This is a genomic window from Ruegeria sp. CF3, assembly GCF_056537365.1.
Genome location: NZ_JBQFRK010000001.1, coordinates 616918 through 638216, shown reverse-complemented (window position 1 = coordinate 638216; position 21299 = coordinate 616918). Strand labels below are relative to the sequence as shown.

19 protein-coding genes and 3 tRNA genes are annotated in these 21299 nt (G+C 57.3%); 11 read left to right on the top strand and 11 right to left on the bottom strand.

The window, feature by feature from the left end; genetic code table 11:
- Positions 1–4 precede the first annotated feature (4 nt).
- Positions 5–673: a PAQR family membrane homeostasis protein TrhA gene (gene trhA, locus ACR0KC_RS03235; RefSeq protein ID WP_170406032.1), complete on the bottom strand. Its 669-nt coding sequence runs from the start codon at positions 671–673 to the stop codon at positions 5–7.
- Positions 674–799: 126 nt separating this feature from the next.
- The gene (gene gyrA / locus ACR0KC_RS03230) at positions 800–3523 is read right to left on the bottom strand and encodes a DNA gyrase subunit A (RefSeq protein ID WP_170509667.1); all 2724 of its coding nucleotides are present in this window, start codon (positions 3521–3523) and stop codon (positions 800–802) included.
- Positions 3524–3717: 194 nt separating this feature from the next.
- Between gyrA and ACR0KC_RS03225 the strand changes: the two genes are divergently transcribed.
- Positions 3718–3987, top strand: coding sequence for an usg protein (locus tag ACR0KC_RS03225; protein ID WP_480771474.1), 270 nt, complete (start codon positions 3718–3720; stop codon positions 3985–3987).
- Between the two features lie 3 nt (positions 3988–3990).
- Here the strand turns inward: ACR0KC_RS03225 and ACR0KC_RS03220 are convergent, their stop codons facing one another.
- The gene (locus ACR0KC_RS03220) at positions 3991–4944 is read right to left on the bottom strand and encodes a radical SAM protein (RefSeq protein ID WP_480771473.1); all 954 of its coding nucleotides are present in this window, start codon (positions 4942–4944) and stop codon (positions 3991–3993) included.
- A gap of 163 nt (positions 4945–5107) precedes the next feature.
- Here ACR0KC_RS03220 and zwf point away from each other — a divergent pair, with 163 nt between their 5' ends.
- From zwf to ACR0KC_RS03200, 4 genes are all read left to right on the top strand, one after another.
- The gene (gene zwf / locus ACR0KC_RS03215) at positions 5108–6562 is read left to right on the top strand and encodes a glucose-6-phosphate dehydrogenase (RefSeq protein ID WP_170817818.1); all 1455 of its coding nucleotides are present in this window, start codon (positions 5108–5110) and stop codon (positions 6560–6562) included.
- Positions 6559–7230 carry a 6-phosphogluconolactonase gene (gene pgl, locus ACR0KC_RS03210; RefSeq protein ID WP_480704941.1) on the top strand — a complete coding sequence of 224 codons (672 nt, stop codon included), beginning with the start codon at positions 6559–6561 and terminating at the stop codon, positions 7228–7230. Before zwf ends, pgl begins: the two co-directional genes overlap by 4 nt.
- 5 nt (positions 7231–7235) lie before the next feature.
- Positions 7236–8846, top strand: coding sequence for a glucose-6-phosphate isomerase (gene pgi / locus ACR0KC_RS03205; protein WP_480704939.1), 1611 nt, complete (start codon positions 7236–7238; stop codon positions 8844–8846).
- A gap of 106 nt (positions 8847–8952) precedes the next feature.
- Positions 8953–10572: a long-chain-fatty-acid--CoA ligase gene (locus tag ACR0KC_RS03200; RefSeq protein ID WP_480704937.1), complete on the top strand. Its 1620-nt coding sequence runs from the start codon at positions 8953–8955 to the stop codon at positions 10570–10572.
- An 18-nt stretch (positions 10573–10590) separates the two neighbouring features.
- Here the strand turns inward: ACR0KC_RS03200 and ACR0KC_RS03195 are convergent.
- From ACR0KC_RS03195 to ACR0KC_RS03185, 3 genes are all read right to left on the bottom strand, one after another.
- Positions 10591–10665 (bottom strand) — tRNA-Asn (locus ACR0KC_RS03195).
- A gap of 117 nt (positions 10666–10782) precedes the next feature.
- Positions 10783–10857 (bottom strand) — tRNA-Asn (locus ACR0KC_RS03190).
- 73 nt (positions 10858–10930) lie between these two features.
- Positions 10931–11845: an MBL fold metallo-hydrolase gene (locus tag ACR0KC_RS03185; RefSeq protein ID WP_170421846.1), complete on the bottom strand. Its 915-nt coding sequence runs from the start codon at positions 11843–11845 to the stop codon at positions 10931–10933.
- Positions 11846–11889: 44 nt separating this feature from the next.
- Between ACR0KC_RS03185 and ACR0KC_RS03180 the strand changes: the two genes are divergently transcribed.
- Positions 11890–13209 carry an ATP-binding protein gene (locus tag ACR0KC_RS03180; RefSeq protein WP_170421844.1) on the top strand — a complete coding sequence of 440 codons (1320 nt, stop codon included), beginning with the start codon at positions 11890–11892 and terminating at the stop codon, positions 13207–13209.
- A 2-nt stretch (positions 13210–13211) separates the two neighbouring features.
- On the opposite strand, the gene ACR0KC_RS03175 is transcribed toward ACR0KC_RS03180, so the two are convergent.
- Positions 13212–13288: transfer RNA gene (locus ACR0KC_RS03175), tRNA-Ile, on the bottom strand.
- 107 nt (positions 13289–13395) lie between these two features.
- Between ACR0KC_RS03175 and purM the strand changes: the two genes are divergently transcribed.
- The 3 genes from purM to rnd all read left to right on the top strand — a co-directional run bounded on the left by purM (position 13396) and on the right by rnd (position 16303).
- Positions 13396–14442, top strand: a complete 1047-nt coding sequence (gene purM, locus ACR0KC_RS03170; protein WP_480705730.1) for a phosphoribosylformylglycinamidine cyclo-ligase — start codon at positions 13396–13398, stop codon at positions 14440–14442.
- Positions 14439–15035, top strand: a complete 597-nt coding sequence (gene purN, locus ACR0KC_RS03165; protein WP_170817811.1) for a phosphoribosylglycinamide formyltransferase — start codon at positions 14439–14441, stop codon at positions 15033–15035. Before purM ends, purN begins: the two co-directional genes overlap by 4 nt.
- 110 nt (positions 15036–15145) lie before the next feature.
- A complete protein-coding gene (gene rnd / locus ACR0KC_RS03160; protein WP_170406001.1) occupies positions 15146–16303 on the top strand; it encodes a ribonuclease D in 1158 nt (385 codons plus the stop codon).
- Here the strand turns inward: rnd and ACR0KC_RS03155 are convergent.
- On the bottom strand, positions 16300–16824 hold the full coding sequence (locus ACR0KC_RS03155) for a hypothetical protein (RefSeq protein ID WP_170392961.1): 525 nt from the start codon (positions 16822–16824) through the stop codon (positions 16300–16302). The two genes, rnd and ACR0KC_RS03155, sit on opposite strands and share 4 nt — an antisense overlap.
- A 141-nt stretch (positions 16825–16965) precedes the next feature.
- Between ACR0KC_RS03155 and ACR0KC_RS03150 the strand changes: the two genes are divergently transcribed.
- Complete coding sequence (locus tag ACR0KC_RS03150) at positions 16966–17376, top strand: SufE family protein (RefSeq protein WP_170392962.1); 411 nt, start codon at positions 16966–16968, stop codon at positions 17374–17376.
- A 3-nt stretch (positions 17377–17379) separates the two neighbouring features.
- Here the strand turns inward: ACR0KC_RS03150 and ACR0KC_RS03145 are convergent, their stop codons facing one another.
- Together ACR0KC_RS03145 and ACR0KC_RS03140 are read right to left on the bottom strand one after the other, a co-directional pair.
- Entirely contained in the window at positions 17380–18045 is a 666-nt protein-coding gene (locus ACR0KC_RS03145; RefSeq protein ID WP_170392963.1) for a DUF1638 domain-containing protein, read from the bottom strand.
- Between the two features lie 101 nt (positions 18046–18146).
- Positions 18147–18845, bottom strand: coding sequence for a corrinoid protein (locus ACR0KC_RS03140; protein WP_170392964.1), 699 nt, complete (start codon positions 18843–18845; stop codon positions 18147–18149).
- Between the two features lie 315 nt (positions 18846–19160).
- On the opposite strand from ACR0KC_RS03140, the gene ACR0KC_RS03135 reads away from it, so the two are divergent.
- Positions 19161–20228 (top strand): PA0069 family radical SAM protein, encoded by a 1068-nt coding sequence (locus ACR0KC_RS03135; protein ID WP_170405992.1) that lies wholly within the window; start codon positions 19161–19163, stop codon positions 20226–20228.
- Between the two features lie 9 nt (positions 20229–20237).
- Here ACR0KC_RS03135 and ACR0KC_RS03130 read toward each other — a convergent pair whose 3' ends face one another.
- The gene (locus tag ACR0KC_RS03130; RefSeq protein ID WP_480771472.1) at positions 20238–21179 is read right to left on the bottom strand and encodes an autotransporter outer membrane beta-barrel domain-containing protein; all 942 of its coding nucleotides are present in this window, start codon (positions 21177–21179) and stop codon (positions 20238–20240) included.
- Positions 21180–21299: the final 120 nt, after the last annotated feature.

Genomic DNA, 21299 nt, shown 5'->3' with positions numbered 1-21299 from the left:
GGCGTTACACTGGCCCTGACGGTACCATTTCGATACGCAAGGCAACAGCGGCGAAGAAAAGGCCGCTTCCTGCCAATACAAATACGTGCCAGATGGTGTTGTGGTAGGGCAGCCAGTCCAGAAGGTAGAATACCACGCCTGCGGTATAGATGAGGCCTCCGGCGATCATCAAAGTAAGGGTAAGGGGTGAAAGTTCGGCCAACATGGATTGTCCGGCCCAAACCGCGGCCCATCCCATCAGAAGATACAGCGCCAGCCCGAACCAGCGGAAGCGGTTCGGGTCGATCATCTTCAGAACAGAGCCCAGCGTCGCAGAAGACCACAGCCCCAGCAAAAGCCCCGGAGGTTGCGAAGCCGAGAGCAGCAGGAACGGCGTATAAGTTCCTGCGATCTTCACGTAGATACCCGAGTGATCAAGGCGGCGCAGAAACTCTGCCCACTCATCATGCTCGATCATGTTGTAGAGCGCCGAGAACGTCAGCATCAAAACCAGAGTTATTCCATAGATCGAGGCGCCCAAAACCGCCGCCGGGTCTGACCGATAGAAGACTGTCATGATGATCAGCATAGGCGCTGCGATCACCGCCGAAGAAACACCCAGCACATGAACAACACCGTCACTTATTCGCTCAGCACGGCTATAGGCAGGTCGGATATGGGCGAATGACCACATATCGAAATGCTAGGCGCGCCGGGTCTGCTGGGGCAAGCCCACCCTCGTGCCGTTGGCAGGAACGTGACCCTGAGTAACAAAAACGCCCGCAATACGAGCGTTTTGTTACACTTCTGTAGTGCTTTGTTATTCCTCGGCTTCTTCGTCACCCTGGTCGGCGATCCAGGCCACACTAACGACTTCTTCGCCTTTACCGGTGTTGAATACCCGCACACCACCCGCGCTGCGGGAGCGGAACGAGATGCCCTCGACCGGCACCCGGATTGATTGGCCTTTCGAGGTAGCCAGCATGATCTGATCGTCGATTTCTACGGGGAAGGAGGCAACCAGCTCGCCGCCGCGCATGGCTTTGTCCATCGCCGCCACACCCATGCCGCCGCGACCGCGGACCGGGTAATCATGACTGGAGCTCAGCTTGCCCGCACCGCCCGACGTGATGGTCAAGATCAGGTTCTCGGCTGCCGACATCTCGGCATAGCGTTCCTGCGTGATACTGCCAGGCGCGGCTTCGTCCTCGTCCATTTCGCCGTCATCCGCAATGCCCGCGACTGCGCGGCGCATCTTGAGGTAGGCGGCGCGCTCGTCCGGGTCGGCCTCGAAATGGCGAATTACGGACATCGAGACGACACGGTCGCCATTGCTCAGCCTGATGCCGCGCACACCGGTAGATTCGCGTGAGTTGAAGACACGTACATCAGTGGTGCGGAATCGGATCGCACGGCCCGAATTGGTGACCAGCATCACGTCTTCATCTTCTGAACAGATGCGGGCGTTTACCAGTTCCACATCCTCGGGCAGTTTCATCGCGATCTTGCCATTGCGGCGGACGTTCGTGAAATCTGACAGACGATTGCGACGCACGTCACCCGCGCTGGTGGCGAAGACGATTTGCAGGTTCTCCCACTCTTCATCCGGCACATCCACGGGCATGATCGCCGCGATCGAGACACCGGTCGGGATCGGCAGGATGTTGACGATCGCCTTGCCCTTACCGGTCCGGCTGGATTGCGGCAGACGCCAGGTCTTGAGCTTGTACACCATGCCTTCGGTGGTGAAGAACAGCAGTTGCGTATGCGTGTTCGCCACGAAGAGATTGGTGACAACATCCTCTTCCTTGGTCTGCATACCCGACAGGCCTTTGCCGCCACGCTTTTGCGCCCGGAAATCGGCCAGCGGGGTGCGTTTGATGTAGCCGCCTGAGGTGACAGTCACGACCATATCTTCGCGTTCGATCAGGTCTTCGTCTTCCATATCACCGGACCAGTCAACGATCTCGGTGCGGCGGTCGACGGCGAACTGCTCGCGCACGCTGCGTAGCTCATCGGCGATGATGCCCATGATGCGCTCACGCGAAGACAGAATATCCAAGTATTCCTTGATCTTGTCGGCCAGTTCTTCCAGTTCGTCCGTGACTTCCTTGACACCCAGTTGGGTCAGACGCTGCAGCCGCAGCTCGAGAATGGCGCGGGCCTGTACCTCGGTCAGGTTATAGGTGCCGTCGTCATTCATCTTGGACAGCGGATCGTCGATCAGGCGCAGATAGCCTTCGATCTCGGATGCAGGCCAGCGGCGGGTCATTAGTTTCTCGCGCGCTTCAGCAGCGTCTGCCGACGAGCGGATCGTGGCAACCACTTCGTCAACATTCGAAACGGCCACGGCCAGACCACACAGGATGTGACTGCGCTCACGCGCCTTGCGCAAGTCATAGGCTGTGCGGCGGGCAACAACATCTTCGCGGAAGTCGATGAACGAGGTTAGGAAGCGGCGCAGGGTCAGCTGTTCAGGCCGACCGCCGTTCAACGCCAGCATGTTGCAACCAAATGAGGTCTGCATCGGCGAGAAGCGGTAGAGCTGGTTCAGCACCACTTCGGGCGTTGCATCGCGTTTCAGTTCGACCACGACACGCACACCATTGCGGTCGGATTCGTCCTGTACGTGGCTGACGCCTTCGATGCGTTTTTCACGCACGGCTTCGGCGATCTTTTCGATCATCGAGGCTTTGTTCACCTGATAGGGGATCTCGTCGACAACGATGGCGTACCGATCCTTGCGCAGCTCTTCTACGCGGGTCTTGGCGCGGATGATAACGCTGCCGCGGCCTTCAAGGTAGGCTTTGCGCGCACCTGAGCGGCCCAGCATCACACCGCCAGTCGGGAAGTCGGGGCCGGGCACATATTCGATCAGTTGTTCGGATGTCAGATCCGGGTCGTCGATCAGCGCCAGCGTAGCGTCGACCACTTCGCCTAAGTTATGCGGTGGGATGTTGGTTGCCATACCCACAGCGATACCACCGGCACCATTGACCAACATGTTCGGGAAACGGGCGGGCAGGACGGTCGGCTCTTTGTCTTTGCCGTCATAGTTGTCCTGAAAATCGACGGTCTCTTTTTCGATATCGGCCAATAGGGACGCGGCGGGCTTGTCCATCCGTACTTCGGTGTAACGCATCGCCGCTGGGTTATCGCCGTCCATTGAGCCAAAGTTGCCCTGACCATCAAGCAGCGGTAGCGACATCGAGAAATCCTGCGCCATCCGCACCAGCGCGTCATAGATCGCACTATCACCATGCGGGTGGTACTTACCCATCACGTCGCCAACCGGACGGGCCGACTTGCGATAGGACTTGTCATGAGTGTTCCCGGTCTCATGCATCGCGTAGAGAATACGCCGATGCACCGGTTTCAGCCCATCGCGCAGATCGGGGATCGCACGGCTGACAATGACCGACATCGCATAGTCCAGATAGGACGTGCGCATTTCGGATTCGATGGATACCGTCGGGCCGTCATAAACGGGGCGCTCGGGCGGGGTTTCGTCCATGTTTTCAGGGATTTCTGGCGTATCGCTCACGTAGGCTGCCCGTGTCTTGTTCTTGATCTATATCTTGTGGATACACTTTATCAGACCCGGCATATAAGGTGCAAGCAAGCAACCGTTCCCCGGCCAAATTAGGTCGGTAACACCTGAGTAACATATTGTTATCTAAGTATTAGGACAGTTCCGTGTTACTCTGAGTAGACCTTGTAACAAGATTGGAGGTCTGCATGGCGCAAAGTGAAACTGAACTCATGCTTAAGGGGTACGGGCTGACCACTGCGGAATTTTTCTACCACATGCCCGACTATATTCACGTACTGAACACGTTTATTTGGCAGGATTACGACCTTGCTCCGGACCATCCGAAGCTGTTCGAATTCGTAGAATTCTGGCAGAAAGAGATTGAAGGTCCGCTGCACTCGGTCAGGTTCACGCACCGTAAATTGATCGCGCCTGGGGAATGGCGCAACATGGTGGGTGAGTTTCGGGTGAACTAGCCCTCAGGCCGAACAACTCGCGCCGCCCAATACACAGAATTTGGCGCAGTGCGGGTGGCTCAGATGCACGTCGGCCTCGGCCTCTTCAAGGGTTTCGCCCAATTCAAACTCCGGTGAATAAGGCAGCAGCGTACAGGCCAGCACTACCGGGCGCTCGGCGCCTTTGCGTTTGACGACCATACGCGAGCTGGCGCACATCACCGCATCGGGGGATTTGTCCAGGATGCCCCAGCAAGCGGCTGTAATTTCAGGAACTTCAACTGTTTCGTCCATCTCGGGAAACAAAACTGTTTGGCCCGGATTTTGCGCATCAATGTCAAAGCCGTGCTTGGCAAAGAATGCTGCATACCCCGCGCGGCTTTCTGCGTCGCTATCTCCCCAGACTGTGCGCCCGGCAATGGCCATCCTAAAGCCGTTATCCCGCAACCACTCCATCCCCGTCAGAGTTTTGGCAAAACTGCCTTTGCCGCGTTCTTCGTCATGCAGATCGGGGCAGTAGTGGTCGACGGAGACACGCAACGTCAGTTTTTCTGCGTAGTCGTGCTGTAATTCCAGCAAACCCTCGCGCATTTTGCGGCGCATCATCGGCCGCATTGCATTGGTCAGGATCAAAACTTCGTACCCGCGCTCTAGCGCGACGCGCGTCATCTCGATCATCTCGGGGTTCATGAAGGGCTCACCACCTGTAAAGCCTATCTCGCGGACCGGCCATTGGCGCTGTTCGATCTGATCCAGATAGTCGCGGACTTCGTCGGCGGTGATGTAAACCAGAGCATCGTTGGTTGGGCTGCTGGCGATATAGCAGTTTACGCACTCGATGTTGCACAGCGTTCCGGTGTTGAACCAAAGGGTTTCGGGATGAGTCAGCGCGACGGACGCGCGCGTTTGCCCGTCTGCTGTCACTAAACTGTTCTGAAACTTCCCGATATTCGCAGCCTGTAGGGCGTTGTCTTTCATTCCGGCATCCGGTTCTGTGCTTGTGCCAAACCGACTTAACCGTTTGTGCCGGTTTAGTTAAGAGTATCTACCCCTCGCTGACAGAGTTTTGATGTGGGAAGAAAGTTGCTGATTGGTTGCGCTAACATTGGACATGCCCCAAGCGGCAAGGTAAGGAAAAGCCATGGTTTCTCGTGTCATACCTGTTGACCCATTTGATCTGGTCATATTCGGCGGAACCGGCGATCTGGCACAGCGCAAGATCGTTCCGGCCCTGTTTCGGCGTTACTGCGCCGGGCAGTGGCCCGAGGCCACCCGGATCATCGGCGCAGCGCGGGGCGCTCTGACCGTTGATGGCTTTCGCGAGATGGTGGCCGAATCGTTGCGCCAGCACGCACCGAAGCGGGCAAAAGATCAGGAGGCTGTGAACGGTTTTCTTCAGCGCGTGGAGTATGTCCCGCTTGACGCTTTGTCCGAAGATGGTTGGGCCCAGTTGGCCGAAATGCTGAATGCGGATCGTATCAGGGCCTTCTATTTCTCGGTAGGCCCCCGTTTGTTTGGCCCGCTGGCAGAACAAATCAGGACGCACAATCTCGCCACCCCGCAAACCCGTATCGTCGTCGAAAAGCCTTTTGGGCACGATCTGGAAAGTGCACGCGCGTTGAATGCGACACTGGCGGCGCATTTTGACGAAGGGCAAATCTATCGGATCGATCATTATCTGGGTAAGGAAACCGTTCAGAATCTGATGGCCGTTCGGTTCGGCAACATGCTGTTCGAACCGCTTTGGAACAGCCAGTATGTCGATCACATTCAGATCACTGTGGCCGAGACCGTCGGCATTGACGGTCGTGAAGAGTATTACGAGCGCGCCGGCGCCATGCGCGACATGATGCAGAACCATCTGATGCAGCTTTTGTGTCTGATCGCGATGGAACCACCCGCAAAATTTGATCCGGACGCGGTGCGCGATGAGAAACTCAAGGTCATACGCGCGTTGGATTCGGTTGAGCCGCACCATATCGTACGAGGTCAGTTTGCAGGCGGTGCCGATGGCCGGGGGTATCGTGAAGTTGTCGGCAATCAAAGGTCGACGACGGAAAGCTACATCGCATTGCGCGCGCATATCAGCAATTGGCGTTGGGCGGGCACACCGTTCTATCTGCGCACGGGCAAAGAGCTGGTGGCGCGGTCCTCGGTCATCAATGTGATGTTCAAGGATGCTCCGCATTCGATTTTTGGCGAAGAGGCCGGGCGTCATGCGAATGCCCTGTCGATCCGGTTGCAACCCAATGAAGGCATCACTTTGAAAGTGACAATTAAAGAGCCGGGGCAGGGAGGCATGCGTCTGGTTGACGTTCCGCTGGACATGAGCTTTGCCGAAGCGCTTGGGCCTGAAAACCAGGATCCACCCGACGCTTATGAGCGGCTGGTGATGGATGTCATTCGCGGCAACCAAACCCTGTTCATGCGCGGCGATGAAGTAGAAGCCGCATGGGCCTGGACCGATCCGATTATCGCGGGCTGGGAGGCACGCGGTGATGTTCCCAAACCCTATGAAAACGGCAGCACCGGCCCGGGCGACGCCGAGCTGCTGATGAAACGAGACCACCGCCGCTGGCAAGGAATAAATCCATGAATATCAAAGAATACGCCGATCGCGACATGCTGGCGATTGATGTCGCGAATGCATTGGCCGGAGACCTTGAGGCTTCATTGCTGCATCATGATACTGTCTCGTTGGCCGTTCCGGGCGGAACCACACCGGGGCCGATCTTTGATGGATTGTGCGCTGCTGATCTGGAATGGGATCGTGTGCACATACTGCCGACCGATGAAAGATGCGTGCCGGGTGATCACGAGCGTTCGAACGAGAGGTTGATCCGGGAACGGTTGCTGACCAGTCGCGCATCCATTGCACAATACATGCCGCTCTATGTTGCGGAACATGAGCCTGAGGCGGTTTTGCCCGAGATCGAAAGCCTGATTAACCCGCATCTGCCGCTATCGGTTCTGGTGCTAGGTATGGGTGAGGACATGCATACCGCCTCGCTCTTTCCGGGGATGCAGGGCTTGTCTGCTGCTCTGAACAACAACGCCCCGACACTGGCGGTAGCGCGGACCGACGTGCAGCCCGAAGCGCGTATCACGCTGACGGGTCCGGTTCTGGACGGCGCTCTGTCCAAGCATCTCGTCATATTCGGAGAAACTAAACGGAACGCCCTGGATCGTGCCATGTCACTGCCACCCGAGGAAGCTCCGATCGCGGCCGTGCTCAGCGGCATGACCGTACATTGGGCGGAGTAATCACGATGCAGCTGGATCAATTGAACTCACTCGCAGCCACACAGATGGGCCGTCGGATACTCGATCTGTTTGACGCCGATCCAAACCGGGCGCAGGGTTTCTCTGCTTCGGCCGGAGATCTGCTGTTTGACTATTCGAAGACACAAATCGACGAAGATATCCGCGCGGCACTGATCCAGCTTTGCGATCAAGTCGAATTGGCAGAGCGTCGGGCCGCGATGTTCTCCGGAGAAAAGATCAACGAAACCGAAGGCCGGGCTGTATTGCATACCGCGCTACGCAATCTCGACGGAGGCCCGGTCGAGGTCGATGGTCAGGATGTAATGCCGGACGTACTGGGCACTTTGCAGCGAATGCGCGTCTTTGCAGAAGAAGTGCGTGGCGGGGCGATCAAAGGGGCAGGGGGCGGCTTTACGGATGTGGTCAATATTGGCATCGGCGGCTCGGACCTTGGGCCGGTGATGGCGACGCATGCCTTGGCACCTTATCATGACGGGCCAAGGCTGCATTATGTCTCAAACGTGGATGGTGCGCATATTGCGGATACGCTGCGCCCGCTTGATCCGACACGGACTCTGGTGATTGTCGCTTCGAAGACCTTTACGACCATCGAGACGATGACCAATGCACGCACGGCGCGGGCTTGGATGGTCGATGGTGGTGGTGATCCGGCGCGGCAATTCGCAGCGGTCTCCAGCGCTGTTGACAAAACTCAGGCCTTCGGGATTCCCGAGTCGCGGGTGTTTGGCTTCGCGGATTGGGTCGGCGGGCGGTACTCGGTCTGGGGGCCGGTCGGACTGCCGGTAATGATCGCCGTTGGCTCGAACGCGTTTGACGCGTTTCTACGGGGCGGTCAGGCGATGGATCTGCACTTTCAATCCGCCGAATGGGCAGAAAACCTGCCAGCTATGCTGGCGCTTGTGGGGGTCTGGCATCGTCAGGTGCTTGGGCATGCCAGCCGCGCAGTTCTGCCATATGATCAGCGTCTGCTGCGCCTGCCTGCCTATTTCCAACAGCTTGAGATGGAATCGAACGGTAAATCCGTCGCGATGGATGGCAGCGCGCTGACCATACCTTCAGGTCCGGTTGTCTGGGGCGAACCCGGCACAAATGGGCAGCATGCGTTTTATCAGTTGATCCATCAGGGCACCGATGTGATTCCTTGCGAATTCATGGTTGCAGCAAACGGGCATGAGCCGGAACTGGCCCATCATCATCGCCTTCTATTGGCTAATTGCTTGGCCCAGTCCGAAGCGCTAATGCGGGGTCGGTCGCTGGATGTTGCACGCGCACGCATGGCCGAAAAGGGCCTGACAGGCGACGAGTTGGAGCGTCAGGCACGCCATCGTGTGTTTTCGGGCGACCGCCCGTCAACCACGCTGATCTATCCGCAGCTTACCCCGTTTGTGCTGGGTCAAATCATTGCGCTTTATGAACACCGTGTGTTTGTCGAAGGCGTGCTGCTTGGAATCAACTCGTTCGATCAGTGGGGTGTTGAGCTGGGCAAGGAATTGGCAACGTCACTTGGGCCGATCGTGGACGGTGAGGTCAGCGCCGAAGGCAAAGATGGCTCGACCTCGGCGCTGGTTGGATACGCCTTGCGACATCGCGGTTGACGCGGCACCCTGCCGCACTCTCTTATTGTCAGACAATTGAATTCTTGGCAGGGTTGTTGCCAAGACATAACGGCGCGGCCAAGCGCTGACGATGGGAGGAATGTCCATGCTGGGACAGATGATGACGCAGCCTTTGCTGATTTCGTCGCTTATTGAACATGCTGAACGTTATCACGGGCAGACCGAGATTATCTCGGTCGAGACGGACGGAACCGTTACCGAGACCAATTGGTCCGGGATCGCGCAGAACGCCCGACGGATGGCTTCGGCGTTGGAAAAGCTGGGGCTGCAACCGCAGGATCGCGTGGGCACGCTGGCCTGGAATAACCGCCGCCACCTTGAGATCTACTATGCGGTGTCCGGCGCGGGCTTTGTCTGCCACACGATCAACCCGCGTCTGTTTCCCGAACAACTAACCTATATCATCAACCACGCGCAGGACCGGGTCCTGTTTTTCGATGCGACCTTCCTGCCTTTGGTCGCCGCGCTGCAAGAGCATCTGACTGAGGTGCAGTACTATGTGCTGATGGGTGCGCGGGACGAGGCTGCGCTGTCTCAGGTGCCGGGGTTGGTTTTTTATGACGAGATGATTGAAACCGGTGATACAGACTACGCGTGGCCCAGCTTTGATGAAAACACTGCCTCCAGCCTCTGTTATACTTCGGGTACCACTGGGAACCCCAAAGGCGTTCTCTATTCCCACCGCTCTACAGTTCTGCATAGCTTCGCGTCGAACACGCGCGACGTAATCGGCTATTCCGCCATGGATGTGGTGATGCCGGTGGTGCCAATGTTCCACGTCAACGCTTGGGGCTCGCCCTATGCCAGCGCTATGTCTGGTTCGCGAATGGTGATGCCGGGGCCGGGATTGCATGGCGAGGCATTGGTCAATCTGATCGACACATATGGTGTCACGCTGGCGATGGGCGTACCGACCATTTGGCAAGGTCTGCTGGCCCATGCCGCGACATGCGGGACCAAGTTGAAAAGCCTCAATCGTACTGTAATCGGTGGTGCGGCATGCCCGCCCTCAATGATTGAAACGTTCCGCGAAACTTATGGCGTCGATACCGTCCACGCCTGGGGCATGAGCGAAATGAGCCCGCTGGGCACGACGAACTATCCGATGGCCAAACATCTGGACATGCCCATGGAGGCACAGCACAAGCTGCGCGAAAACCAAGGCCGCCCGCCCTTTGGGGTTGAACTAAAAATCGTCGATGATGATGGCAGAGATCTTCCCCATGACGGTGAAACGCAGGGCGATCTGATGGTGCGCGGCCATTGGGTGCTGGACAGCTACTTCCACATGCAGGATGAGGCCTTGTTGCAGGATGGCTGGTTCGCGACTGGCGACGTTGCCACACTGGACCCGGATGGGTACATGACCATCCGCGACCGATCGAAGGACATCATCAAATCGGGGGGTGAATGGATCAGCTCTGTCGAGTTGGAGAATATCGCGGTCGCACACCCTCAACTAGCGACGGCTGCCGTTGTGGGCGTGCCGCATCCGAAATGGGACGAACGCCCGCTTTTGGTAGCAGTGAAGGCCGAGGGCGAAGAACCGACCGAGCAGGATTTGTTGGCATTCTTCGACGGCAAAATCGCAAAATGGCAGGTACCCGACAAGGTCGTGTTCGTTGATGCCTTGCCCCTTAACGCGACCGGAAAGGTCCTGAAACGCACGTTGCGCTCGGATTTCAGTGATGCGCTGATGGGATAAGTGCCAGTCTGGGAAGAATGGCTCCGGCGGTAGGGATCGAACCTACGACCAATTGATTAACAGTCAACTGCTCTACCGCTGAGCTACGCCGGAACGGTCCGCGCCGTATAGCAACCTCAAATTGCGGCGTCCAGTGGGGTAGTGGAGTTTTTTCTGCGAAAAAACTTCGCCGTGGCTCACGTAGCTAATTATGAAGAATTTGGTGTGATTTGGCTCCGGCGGTAGGGATCGAACCTACGACCAATTGATTAACAGTCAACTGCTCTACCGCTGAGCTACGCCGGAACTGAGGGGCGTATAACAACCCGTATTTTCGGCGTCCAGAGGGGAAGCGCACGGGCCGTCAATTTTTTCCGATTCACGCGATGCGCTTGAAACGAGACGCAACTGACAGATCCCCCAAGGGCGCTACACGGGATCTGCCGGTCAGATCAACCAGATGGGCGAAGACATTACGCTCGGCCGCGGGAAGCAGCGCGGCGGGGGTTTCGATATAGATTCGCTGGGCAAGCTGTTGGGCCGTTTCTGGGCCATTTTCCAGGGCGTCGAGTATCTGTGATTCCCGCTGCAATCGGTGGTCTATCAGCCAATCCAGGCGCTTGGCAGGATTCGTGATAGGGGCACCATGGCCCGGATGAAAAACCGACCACTCGCGCGCACGCAGGCGGCGACAGGCTGCCATGAAATCCGTCAAGTCTCCGTCCGGGGGCGAGACCAGAGAGCTGGCCCAGCCCATGACGTGATCAGCCGTAAAGCAGACATCCCCCCAGGCCAACGCGATATGGTTGCCCAGATGGCCGGGTGTGTGGATCACTTCGAGTTGCCAGCCTTCTGCCGCGACGCGTTCACCGTCTTCAAGCTCGATATCAGGGCGGAAATCGGCATCGATTCCCTCACCACCTCCGGCAAGCCCGTTCTGGGCCAACTCGGTCATGACTTCGCTGCGTCCAGCTTGCGGACCACCAAAAGCCAGAACCGGAGCGCCGGTGCGGGATGCGAGCGGGGCGGCCAAAGGCGAGTGATCCAGATGGGTGTGCGTAACAAATATGTGGCTGATCCGCTGCCCGGGTTCCAGCGCATCAACTATGGCTTGCATATGGGTATCACTCAATGGCCCAGGGTCGATGACAGCAATGTCCTCATCGCCCAGAAGGTAGGTATTCGTACCACGATAAGTCATTGGCGAGGGATTGGGCGCAAGAATGCGCCTAAGTCCCGGGGTGAGCACGGCAACCTGTCCAGGGAGAGGGTTGAAATCGTCGGGGGCTTGCATTCTGACCTCTTCCTCTTGCCCGGGCAGCCCGCTAGGTTTAGCGCATGTCGACCCAATGGCTCAAACCCTATATGCCGCGTAGCCTATATGCGCGTGCCGCACTCATTCTGGTACTGCCGGTCATTGTCGTGCTTTTGGTGGTGGCGATTGCCTTTTTGCAAAAACATCTTGAAGAAGTGACCGCCCAGATGACCCGCACGGCGGCGCGCGAGGTGACACTGGTGCTGGACGTGATGGAGGGTGCGGAAACCCAGCAGCAGGCATTGGCAGCTGCGCGGCAGGACTTGTCGGTCTTGAACATGACCGCCCGCTTTCTGCCGCCGAATGAAGAGCCGAAAAACAGTCCGCGTCGATGGTACGATTTCATTGCCCCGCAGGTGGATGCGGAAATGCGCAGCTTGTTGCCTGAAACCCAGTATGTGGCTCTGCCAAATGGACAGGAAGTGAGTCTTTTTCTGGCAACCAATCTGGGCATGCTTGAGCTAGAGTTTGATCGCCGACGCCTGTCGCCGACTGCACCGCATCAGCTGATTGTGACGATGGTGTTCTTTGCGGCTCTGATGACAACGATCTCGTTTCTCTACATGCGCAATCAGTTGCGCCCGATCACGCGCCTTGCGGACGCGGCGCAGGCCTTTGGTCGCGGGCGGGTCGTGCCTTATTCACCCGGTGGTGCAATTGAGGTACGCGCTGCGGGCAATGCCTTCGTTGACATGCGCGCCCGAATCGAGCGGCAGATTGAGCAGCGCACGCTCATGTTGTCGGGGGTCAGCCACGATCTGCGCACACCTCTGACGCGTCTGAAACTTGGATTAGCTATGTTGCCCGAGGACGAGGCCGCACCGTTGTTGCAAGACGTGGACGAGATGCAATCGCTGCTGGATGCATTCTTGGACTTCTCGCGTGGCGCTGCAGAGAGCGCACCCGAAGAGATTGAACCCGAAAACTGGCTGAGCCAAATCGTTGACGATGCACAGCGCGCGGGCCAGCACGTTGAACTAATCTCGGTCGAGGGGCGTGGAACGGCAATGCTGCGCCCATCGGCCATGCGCAGGGCAGTAGAGAATCTGATTGGAAACGCGAATCGCTATGGTTCACGCGCCGAGGTCAGCCTTTCGATGACGCCAAAGTCACTACGCATTCGGGTTGAAGATGACGGCCCCGGTATCCCGATCGAACAACGCACCGAGGCCGTCAAACCCTTCACGCGACTTGATCCGGCGCGAAACCAGAATCAGGGCACCGGCGTGGGTTTGGGCCTTGCGATTGTTGCCGATATCGCCCGCGTACATGGTGGTATTCTGCGACTGGGCAGCAGCGAAAGGCTGGGCGGATTATGCGCGGATATCGTGATTGGACGGTGAATTGGTAGGCCCGGAGGGACTCGAACCCCCAACCAAAGCGTTATGAGCGCTCTGCTCTAACCAATTGAGCTACAGGCCCACCGTGCCGCCTTGGGTATCACGATGGCAGCCCGCGTCAAGCCTGACCGTTGCAACATGGCCCACAATCGAATAACCCGCGCGCAAAGCACTCATGAGGGATTGGCCATGACAGCGGGCAAGAACGGAATCACCTACGCAGACGCAGGTGTGGATATCGATGCAGGCAACGCTCTGGTCGATCGGATCAAGCCTGCGGCCAAGCGCACCAACCGTTCGGGCGTGATGAGTGGGCTAGGCGGATTTGGCGCTCTGTTCGACCTGAAAGCGGCTGGCTATCAAGACCCGGTTCTGGTGGGCGCAACCGATGGTGTGGGCACCAAGCTGCGGATCGCAATTGATACCGGCGTTGTCGATGGCGTGGGAATCGATCTGGTGGCGATGTGCGTCAACGATCTGATCTGCCAAGGTGCTGAGCCGCTGTTTTTCCTGGATTATTTTGCCACCGGTAAGCTGGACACCGATACTGCCGCGCGGATTATCGAAGGAATTGCCGAGGGGTGTGTCCAATCTGGCTGCGCCCTGATTGGTGGTGAAACCGCCGAGATGCCGGGTATGTACCCTGACGGCGATTTCGATCTGGCCGGTTTCTCGGTTGGCGCCATGGAACGCGGGACCGCATTGCCCGAGGGCGTTGAACAGGGTGATGTCCTGCTGGGGCTGGCTTCGAACGGGGTGCATTCCAACGGCTATTCGCTGGTGCGCAAGCTGGTCGAGATCTCGGGCTTGGGCTGGGAGGAAGAGTCGCCTTTCGGTGGCGGAACCTTGGGTGAGGCTCTACTGACCCCCACGCGGCTGTATGTGAAACCAGCGCTGCAGGCGATCCGGGCTGGCGGCGTTCGCGCGCTTGCCCATATAACCGGCGGCGGCCTCACCGAAAATCTGCCGCGCGTATTGCCCGAAGGGCTCGGGGCCGAGATTGATTTGAGTGCTTGGGACTTGCCGCCTGTGTTCAAATGGATGGCCGAGACCGGTGGCATCGCCGAGTCCGAGATGTTGAAGACCTTCAACTGCGGCATCGGCATGATTGTTGTCTGCGCTGCAGATCAGGCAGATGATCTTACAACACTGCTTGCAGAGGCAGGCGAATCCGTTGCGCGCATCGGAACGGTCACCGCAGCGCCGGGTGTGGCCTATTCAGGCAAATTGCTGTGAGCCACAAGCGCGTCGCGATCCTGATCTCTGGGGGCGGATCGAACATGCTGTCGCTGGTCGACAGCATGAATGGCGATCATCCCGGTCGGCCATGTCTGGTATTGTCGAACGATGCAAATGCCGGAGGGCTGAAGAAAGCTGCACAGCGCGGAATTCCGACCGCAGCCGTCGACCACAAGCCCTTTGGCAAAGATCGCGCTGCGTTTGAGGCAGAACTGCTTAAACCGCTTATGGCAGCCCAGCCGGATGTTGTCTGTCTGGCCGGTTTCATGCGTGTATTGACGGGTGAATTTGTATCGCGTTTCCAGGGCCGGATGCTGAACATCCACCCATCGCTTTTGCCTAAGTACAAGGGTTTGAACACCCATGCCCGCGCCATTGAAGCAGGCGACGCCGAACATGGCTGCACCGTTCACGAAGTTACTGCCGCGTTGGATGACGGACCGATTCTGGGTCAGGCGCGCGTGGGTGTACGGGTAGGGGACACGCCTGAGGAGCTCGCCGCCCGCGTGTTGACCTGGGAGCACAAACTCTACCCTGCCGTGCTTCGCCGTTATTGTATGGGCAACAAAGACCCAGTTCTTCTGCCCTAACGCGGCGGGGTGATTTACACGCAAAGGTTATTCGTCTTATGGTCGCATATCGCTCGGGACGAGGACGGCACGGGCAGTCACAATAACCAAAAGCAAGAACAGCACCGCGCATGAAAACCCTGACGACGACGCAAGAGCTGGCCGCATTCTGCTCGGCTGCTGCACAATATCCTTATGTCACTGTAGATACCGAATTTCTGCGCGAACGGACCTATTATTCGAAACTCTGTCTGGTGCAGCTTGCGGTGCCATCGGAAGATGAAGACAGCGCCGTTCTGGTTGATCCATTGGCTGACGGCATGTCGCTGGAGCCTTTGTACCAGCTGTTCAGCGACGAAAGCGTGGTCAAGGTTTTCCACGCCGCGCGGCAGGATCTTGAAATTTTTTGGGTCGACGCGGGCGTCTTTCCGACTCCGTTGTTTGATACTCAGGTCGCTGCGATGGTCTGCGGTTTTGGTGAACAGGTTGGCTATGAGACTCTGGTCCGGAAGATTTGCAAGGAAGGGGTCGATAAAACTTCTCGCTTCACCGATTGGTCACGGCGCCCTCTGACGGATGCGCAGAAAACATACGCACTGGCAGATGTAACCCATCTTCGGAAAATCTATGAGCATCTGGCTGCAGAACTTAAGAAGTCGCGCCGGGATCACTGGGTCGCAGAAGAGCTTCGCATACTGACCCGACCCGAGACATATGACATTCGCCCGGAAGAGGCGTGGCGGCGGGTCAAAACGCGGACCAACTCTGCCAAGTTTCTGGCCGTGGTTCGAGAGCTGGCGCAGTTCCGTGAGGCCTATGCGCAAGAGAACAATGTGCCACGAAGCCGTGTGTTCAAAGACGATGCGTTGATCGAGATGGCCTCGACCAAGCCCAAGACGCCCTCTGATCTGGGCGGGTCGCGCTTGTTGCTGCGCGAAGCGCGCAAAGGGGCGATCGCAGAAGGCATTCTGGAGGCGGTAAAACGGGGCGTAGGTTGCCCGCAAGACCGATTGCCGAAAATTGACAACAGCCGCGACAAACTGAAGGTCAACCCGGCACTTGCAGATTTGCTGCGCGTTCTTTTGAAATCAAAGACCGAAAGCGCAGGCGTTGCCGCAAAATTGATCGCCTCCAGCGCGGAATTGGATCAGATCGCTGCAGGCGAACGAGAAGTTCCCGCCATGTCCGGTTGGCGGTTCGAGGTTTTTGGCGAGGACGCGCTGAAGCTTTGCGAAGGCAAGATTGCTTTGGCCGCCAAGGGACAGGCCGTGCAAGTTGTCTCGCTTTAACGGCGACGAGATTCCAACGCGTTCTGCTGGCCCTTGACCCGAACTAAACGAATGCCTTCCAGTTCTTTCCGGCTTACATTGACGGCCTCTGAAACCATCCGCGACCGTTCGGTGCCCTGCGCAGTGGCGTAGTCCGGGTAATCCACGCGGAAGGTGAACTCCATAACGCCATTTTTGCTGAGTTCTTCAGATCTTACGCGCGCGAGCTGTGCGTTGAACGCACCCTGTCGAATGGCTGTGCCAGCCGCATAGATGATTGCGCCCGTCGAGGTTGGGTCGATCCGCAATTCGTTGATCACGGCGATTGGAACGCTGTTATCCTCGGCGTCCGGACGCTCGAACAGGCCTTTTTTGTCGGCATTTTCGGGAACCAATGCATTGGCGTCATCGGCTGATACTTCGGATGGGCTGGGTGTGCTGCTGCCAAACCAGTTCGATGGATTCGCGCTTGAGTTGCTCCAGTTGCTACAAGCGGACAGAGCCATTGTGAAGATCATCAGAACAGGCAGAGTTTTGTGCATGGACCCAGTACTTTGTGCAACTTTACCTGCATCGGGTTAACGCAAATTCGATCGTTTGAAAAGCCACGCTGGGGACTGGACAGTCGGTAGCGCTGAGCATAGTTCACAATTGTGAATGCGTAACGCAAGGACGGACCCGATATGGCAACGCCAGCCTTCGAAGAGATAGTCGAGGATTTCGAGTTCCTGGAGGACTGGGAAGACCGCTATCGCCATGTGATCGAGCAGGGCAAAGCGATGGAGCCTCTGGATGATGCATTCAAAGTCCCTGCGACCAAGGTGAATGGTTGCGCCAGTCAGGTCTGGCTGCATCCAACCATTGAGGGCGGTCAATTCCGCTTTGACGGTGACAGCGATGCCCTGATTGTTCGGGGCTTGATTGCGGTTCTGCGTAGCCTGTATAACGGCTTGCCGGTGGCCGAGGTGCCCAGTGTTGATGCCGGTGGAGAACTCGCGCGACTGGGGTTGCAGGATCATTTGTCTGCCCAACGTTCAAACGGGTTACGCGCTATGATAGAACGTATTCGCGAAGTGGCATTGGCCAGCGCCTGACTTTTAGGTGGATTTGCGCGCTGCCCAGTCAGCAAGCGTGGTTTCCAAATCGCCATAGCCGGTTTGCCGACGCTCGAACTCCAGCCCCATCCGATCAGCGCACTCCTGCGCGCGACGAGTCAAGTCGGGATCATCGGTTTGCGCCTGATAAACGAGCTTGGTGTAATTTCCGAAATACATCTCTCGCAATTCAGGATGACGGTCCAGACCCAGCGGTTTCCAGACAAACGCATCAAACTGCCGCGCAAGGAAATCTGTCAGATAAAAAGCGGTGGTTTCATCGTCGCCATGCGCTGCAAAGGCCAGATTGCCCTCGAAGAAGGAATAGCAATGGGGCCCTTGGATCATCTCGACCCCCAGTCGCTTGCACGCTGCCTGTAGCAACCCACCGGTTCCGCAATCGGCATAGACAACGTAGATGCGGTCGTATGAGTCTCGATGCTTGGCAACCGCATCCTCGACCGCCTGTGTGATCTTTTCCGGGTGCACATGCAAAATGGCGGGCAGGCAAGTCAGGGCCATGTGATCCCAGCCGTTCCGTTCTTTCAGGTCCAGAATCTCGCGGGCCAGTGCACCACATGCGATCAGAAGAATCGACTCGGCGCTGTGCGCTGCGACATAGCCCTGACGGGTCAGGCTGTCATCGTCTGGGATCTGTGAGTCGGTCATCTGATCTCTCTGGCTGGTCTTTAGCTATATATGTGCCCGAGGTTCGGACAAAAAAGGCCGCCCCAAAAAGGACGGCCTGTCTCACGATATGATCTCGCGCCTTAGCCGGCCAGTTGGTTGTGCTTGCGCGACATGAAGTCCTTGGCCATTTCCACCGCCACGGCTGCGTCGCGGCAATAGCCGTCAGCGCCGATCGCCTTGCCGAACTCTTCGTTCAGCGGAGCGCCGCCAACCAGAACGGTGTACTCATCACGCAGGCCTTGTTCGACCAACGTGTCGATTACGACCTTCATATAAGGCATCGTCGTCGTCAGCAGAGCGGACATGCCCAGAATGTCGGGCTGTTCGTTTTCCAGCGCTTCGAGGTAGTTCTCGACCGGGTTGTTGATGCCGATATCGACAACTTCGAACCCGGCGCCTTCCATCATCATCGCAACAAGGTTCTTGCCGATGTCATGGATGTCGCCCTTGACGGTGCCGATCACCATCTTACCAACGCGCGGAGCACCAGTTTCAGCCAGCAGAGGCTTCAGGATCGCCATACCGCCTTTCATGGCGTTGGCCGCCAGCAGAACCTCAGGCACGAACAGGATGCCGTCGCGGAAGTCATGGCCGACAATTGTCATGCCGCCAACCAGCGCTTTGGTCAGGATGTCATAGGGTTGCCATCCGCGCTCGAGCAGGATGTTCACACCTTCTTCGATCTCTTCCTTCAGGCCGTCATAAAGGTCATCGAACATCTGTTCGACGAGTTCGTCGTCATTCAGTTCGGACAGGACGATGTCTTCTTCATCAGACATGGGTATTTCCCTGAGCTGTGCGGGCCTGCGGCCCGTGGTGGCATTTTCACCGTTTTGGCCATTTCGTCGCAGGTCTACTGTGACGATTGCGACCTAGGTCGTTCTGAGACCGACCTATAGGCCGAATATTCGCACTCAGCGACATCGAATTTTGCAAGATCATCCTGCATTGGTTTCATTAGCCACGGTAAATTCACCTGCAGTCTAATGCGTCGCCGGTTTCGAGCATCTGATGATTTTTGGGAATCGAAACATGAATCTTGCCAGTGAAACTGGTTTTAATTACATCTAGTGACAGGAACAAAAGGCGAGCAAATGACTGCTGCCATCAAAAGCCCTGGGCGCGGAGCAACCTCAAACGAAGCAGGTCGATTCGAGAGGTTTACAACCGAGTTGACCGAAGATGGCTGGGATTTGCCAGACGAACTGCCCCCGTTGCGGACCGAAGTTCGGGAAGAAATGGCGCGCAATCTGATCACCTATAACAAGTCGCCAGACCTACCTTTTGACAGATCCATAAACCCATATCGGGGCTGCGAGCATGGATGCGTGTATTGCTTTGCTCGGCCAACGCATGCGTATCTCGGGCTGTCTCCGGGCTTGGATTTCGAAACCCGCCTTGTTGCGCGACCAAATGCGGCTGAGCTATTGCGTCGCGAACTCTCGGCACGTTCTTACAAGGTGGCCACGATTGCACTGGGAACCAACACCGATCCCTATCAACCGATCGAAAAAAACCGCAAGATAACAAGAAGCTGTCTAAAGGTTCTGAGAGATTTTCAACATCCGGTCGGTATTGTGACCAAGGGGACTCTGATCGAGCGTGATCTTGATATTCTGGCACCGATGGCCAGCAATGGTCTTGTCCGGGTTGGCATTTCGCTGACCACATTGGACCGGGATCTTTCCCGGCGGATGGAACCACGAGCACCTTCGCCGCAGCGCAGGCTCGGAATGATCCGAAACCTGACCGAGGCTGGCGTGCCTGTGCGCGTTATGACGTCTCCAATCGTGCCCGGATTAACCGATCATGAGCTGGAAAATCTGCTGGAGGCCGGAAAGCAGGCCGGCGCAGATTCCGCGAGCTGGATCATGCTGCGGCTACCGCGTGAAGTATCCGGGCTTTGGCGCGAATGGCTGAGTGAACATCAGCCAGGCAGAGCAGAGAAGGTGATGGCACGGCTGCGCGAAATGCATGGGGGTAGGGAATATGACCCCCGGTGGGGCCACCGCATGCGGGGCGAGGGGACCTATGCCGAGATGATTGCGCAACGGTTCAAGGCCGCAGTCAAACGTCTCGGGCTGTCGACAGACATGCCGCCTCTGAACTGTGCGGCGTTTGCACCTCCACCCCAGCCCGGTGATCAACTGGCTTTGTTTTGAAGCCTTGGTTCAGAAACTAATGCCAATACCGGCCGAGAAGCCGTTGACGGTATCGCTGCCGTAGTAGCGGACCATAAACCGTGTCGTTGATACCCAAGGCACCCATGTGTCAGACAGATCGACCTCGATCCCACCACCTACGCGGGCCAGCCAGTCGGTGCCCAATACAAGTGACTGATCCCCGATCAGATAGGACAGGGACAGATCGCCCACCCAGCGGACCGGGCGACCGAACATGCGTTTTCCAGTTGGAAAGCGGTAGCGTGACCACAGAACTGCATTTGCGGCAGTTGATTCAACCAACAAGTCCTCGTTGTCTCCGAGAGGCCAGTATTCGATATGGGTATAGCGCAGGCTCGCCTCGAATTCCCGATCGTTGGACAGAGCTTTTTCGTACGAGACCGTCATCGATCCGCCTGCGCCACCAGCCCAGATGCCGCCGCTTTCGAGAAAGTCTCGATCAAGCCCCAGGCGGTTGGCGATGGCTTGCGCACCGACAGATGCGTCGGATTGCGTACGTCCGACCGAGATATGGGCCATCGGGGTCATTTTCCAATACTCGCCGATGTCGAACTGATAGCCGACACCGCCGGTCAGGGCGAGGCTGGTCCATTTCAGTGGAATACGCGTGGTATCTCCGGTGCCGCTGAAGGTCAGAACGGGGTCATAGCGCGCGTAGCCTATATACCCCTCAAGATAGATCGGCACGCCCTCAGCAAGGCGAAACCCGCCGCCCAGCTGGGCGGATTTGAAATCGTAATCGCGATTGTCAGTATTTGATTGCAGTGAGATTGCGCTGGCAGAATCGTCCGGGATGCCTGCCAACCCCAAGATTGCCAACGACCCGGCGGCGTTTTCCTGCTGCTGCTTCTCAAAAGCACGCTCCAGCACGCTTTGAGCGGATGCCGATTGCGCAAGTAGCAACATAATGAACAAGAAGATGAAACGCATGAGAACCAAACACTATTCGCCGGACGCGGCAACATTAGGCGGACTAACGCAGTGCGGAAAGATGCATCGAAACAGTCATTTACGTTTGGTTTCGAACGGTCTCATTTTGGTGACGCTACG

What these genes read in the sequence shown, in the direction of transcription:
- ACR0KC_RS03145 (WP_170392963.1), bottom strand. Translation starts at nt 18,045, where the DNA reads ATGACCGACTCACAGATCCCAGACGATGACAGCCTGACCCGTCAGGGC.
- ACR0KC_RS03130 (WP_480771472.1), bottom strand. Translation starts at nt 21,179, where the DNA reads ATGCGTTTCATCTTCTTGTTCATTATGTTGCTACTTGCGCAATCGGCA.
- ACR0KC_RS03200 (WP_480704937.1), top strand. Translation starts at nt 8,953, where the DNA reads ATGCTGGGACAGATGATGACGCAGCCTTTGCTGATTTCGTCGCTTATT.
- ACR0KC_RS03220 (WP_480771473.1), bottom strand. Translation starts at nt 4,944, where the DNA reads ATGAAAGACAACGCCCTACAGGCTGCGAATATCGGGAAGTTTCAGAAC.
- purM (WP_480705730.1), top strand. Translation starts at nt 13,396, where the DNA reads ATGACAGCGGGCAAGAACGGAATCACCTACGCAGACGCAGGTGTGGAT.
- ACR0KC_RS03180 (WP_170421844.1), top strand. Translation starts at nt 11,890, where the DNA reads ATGTCGACCCAATGGCTCAAACCCTATATGCCGCGTAGCCTATATGCG.
- ACR0KC_RS03225 (WP_480771474.1), top strand. Translation starts at nt 3,718, where the DNA reads ATGGCGCAAAGTGAAACTGAACTCATGCTTAAGGGGTACGGGCTGACC.
- zwf (WP_170817818.1), top strand. Translation starts at nt 5,108, where the DNA reads ATGGTTTCTCGTGTCATACCTGTTGACCCATTTGATCTGGTCATATTC.
- ACR0KC_RS03150 (WP_170392962.1), top strand. Translation starts at nt 16,966, where the DNA reads ATGGCAACGCCAGCCTTCGAAGAGATAGTCGAGGATTTCGAGTTCCTG.
- rnd (WP_170406001.1), top strand. Translation starts at nt 15,146, where the DNA reads ATGAAAACCCTGACGACGACGCAAGAGCTGGCCGCATTCTGCTCGGCT.
- ACR0KC_RS03140 (WP_170392964.1), bottom strand. Translation starts at nt 18,845, where the DNA reads ATGTCTGATGAAGAAGACATCGTCCTGTCCGAACTGAATGACGACGAA.
- trhA (WP_170406032.1), bottom strand. Translation starts at nt 673, where the DNA reads ATGTGGTCATTCGCCCATATCCGACCTGCCTATAGCCGTGCTGAGCGA.
- ACR0KC_RS03185 (WP_170421846.1), bottom strand. Translation starts at nt 11,845, where the DNA reads ATGCAAGCCCCCGACGATTTCAACCCTCTCCCTGGACAGGTTGCCGTG.
- pgl (WP_480704941.1), top strand. Translation starts at nt 6,559, where the DNA reads ATGAATATCAAAGAATACGCCGATCGCGACATGCTGGCGATTGATGTC.
- pgi (WP_480704939.1), top strand. Translation starts at nt 7,236, where the DNA reads ATGCAGCTGGATCAATTGAACTCACTCGCAGCCACACAGATGGGCCGT.
- ACR0KC_RS03155 (WP_170392961.1), bottom strand. Translation starts at nt 16,824, where the DNA reads ATGCACAAAACTCTGCCTGTTCTGATGATCTTCACAATGGCTCTGTCC.
- ACR0KC_RS03135 (WP_170405992.1), top strand. Translation starts at nt 19,161, where the DNA reads ATGACTGCTGCCATCAAAAGCCCTGGGCGCGGAGCAACCTCAAACGAA.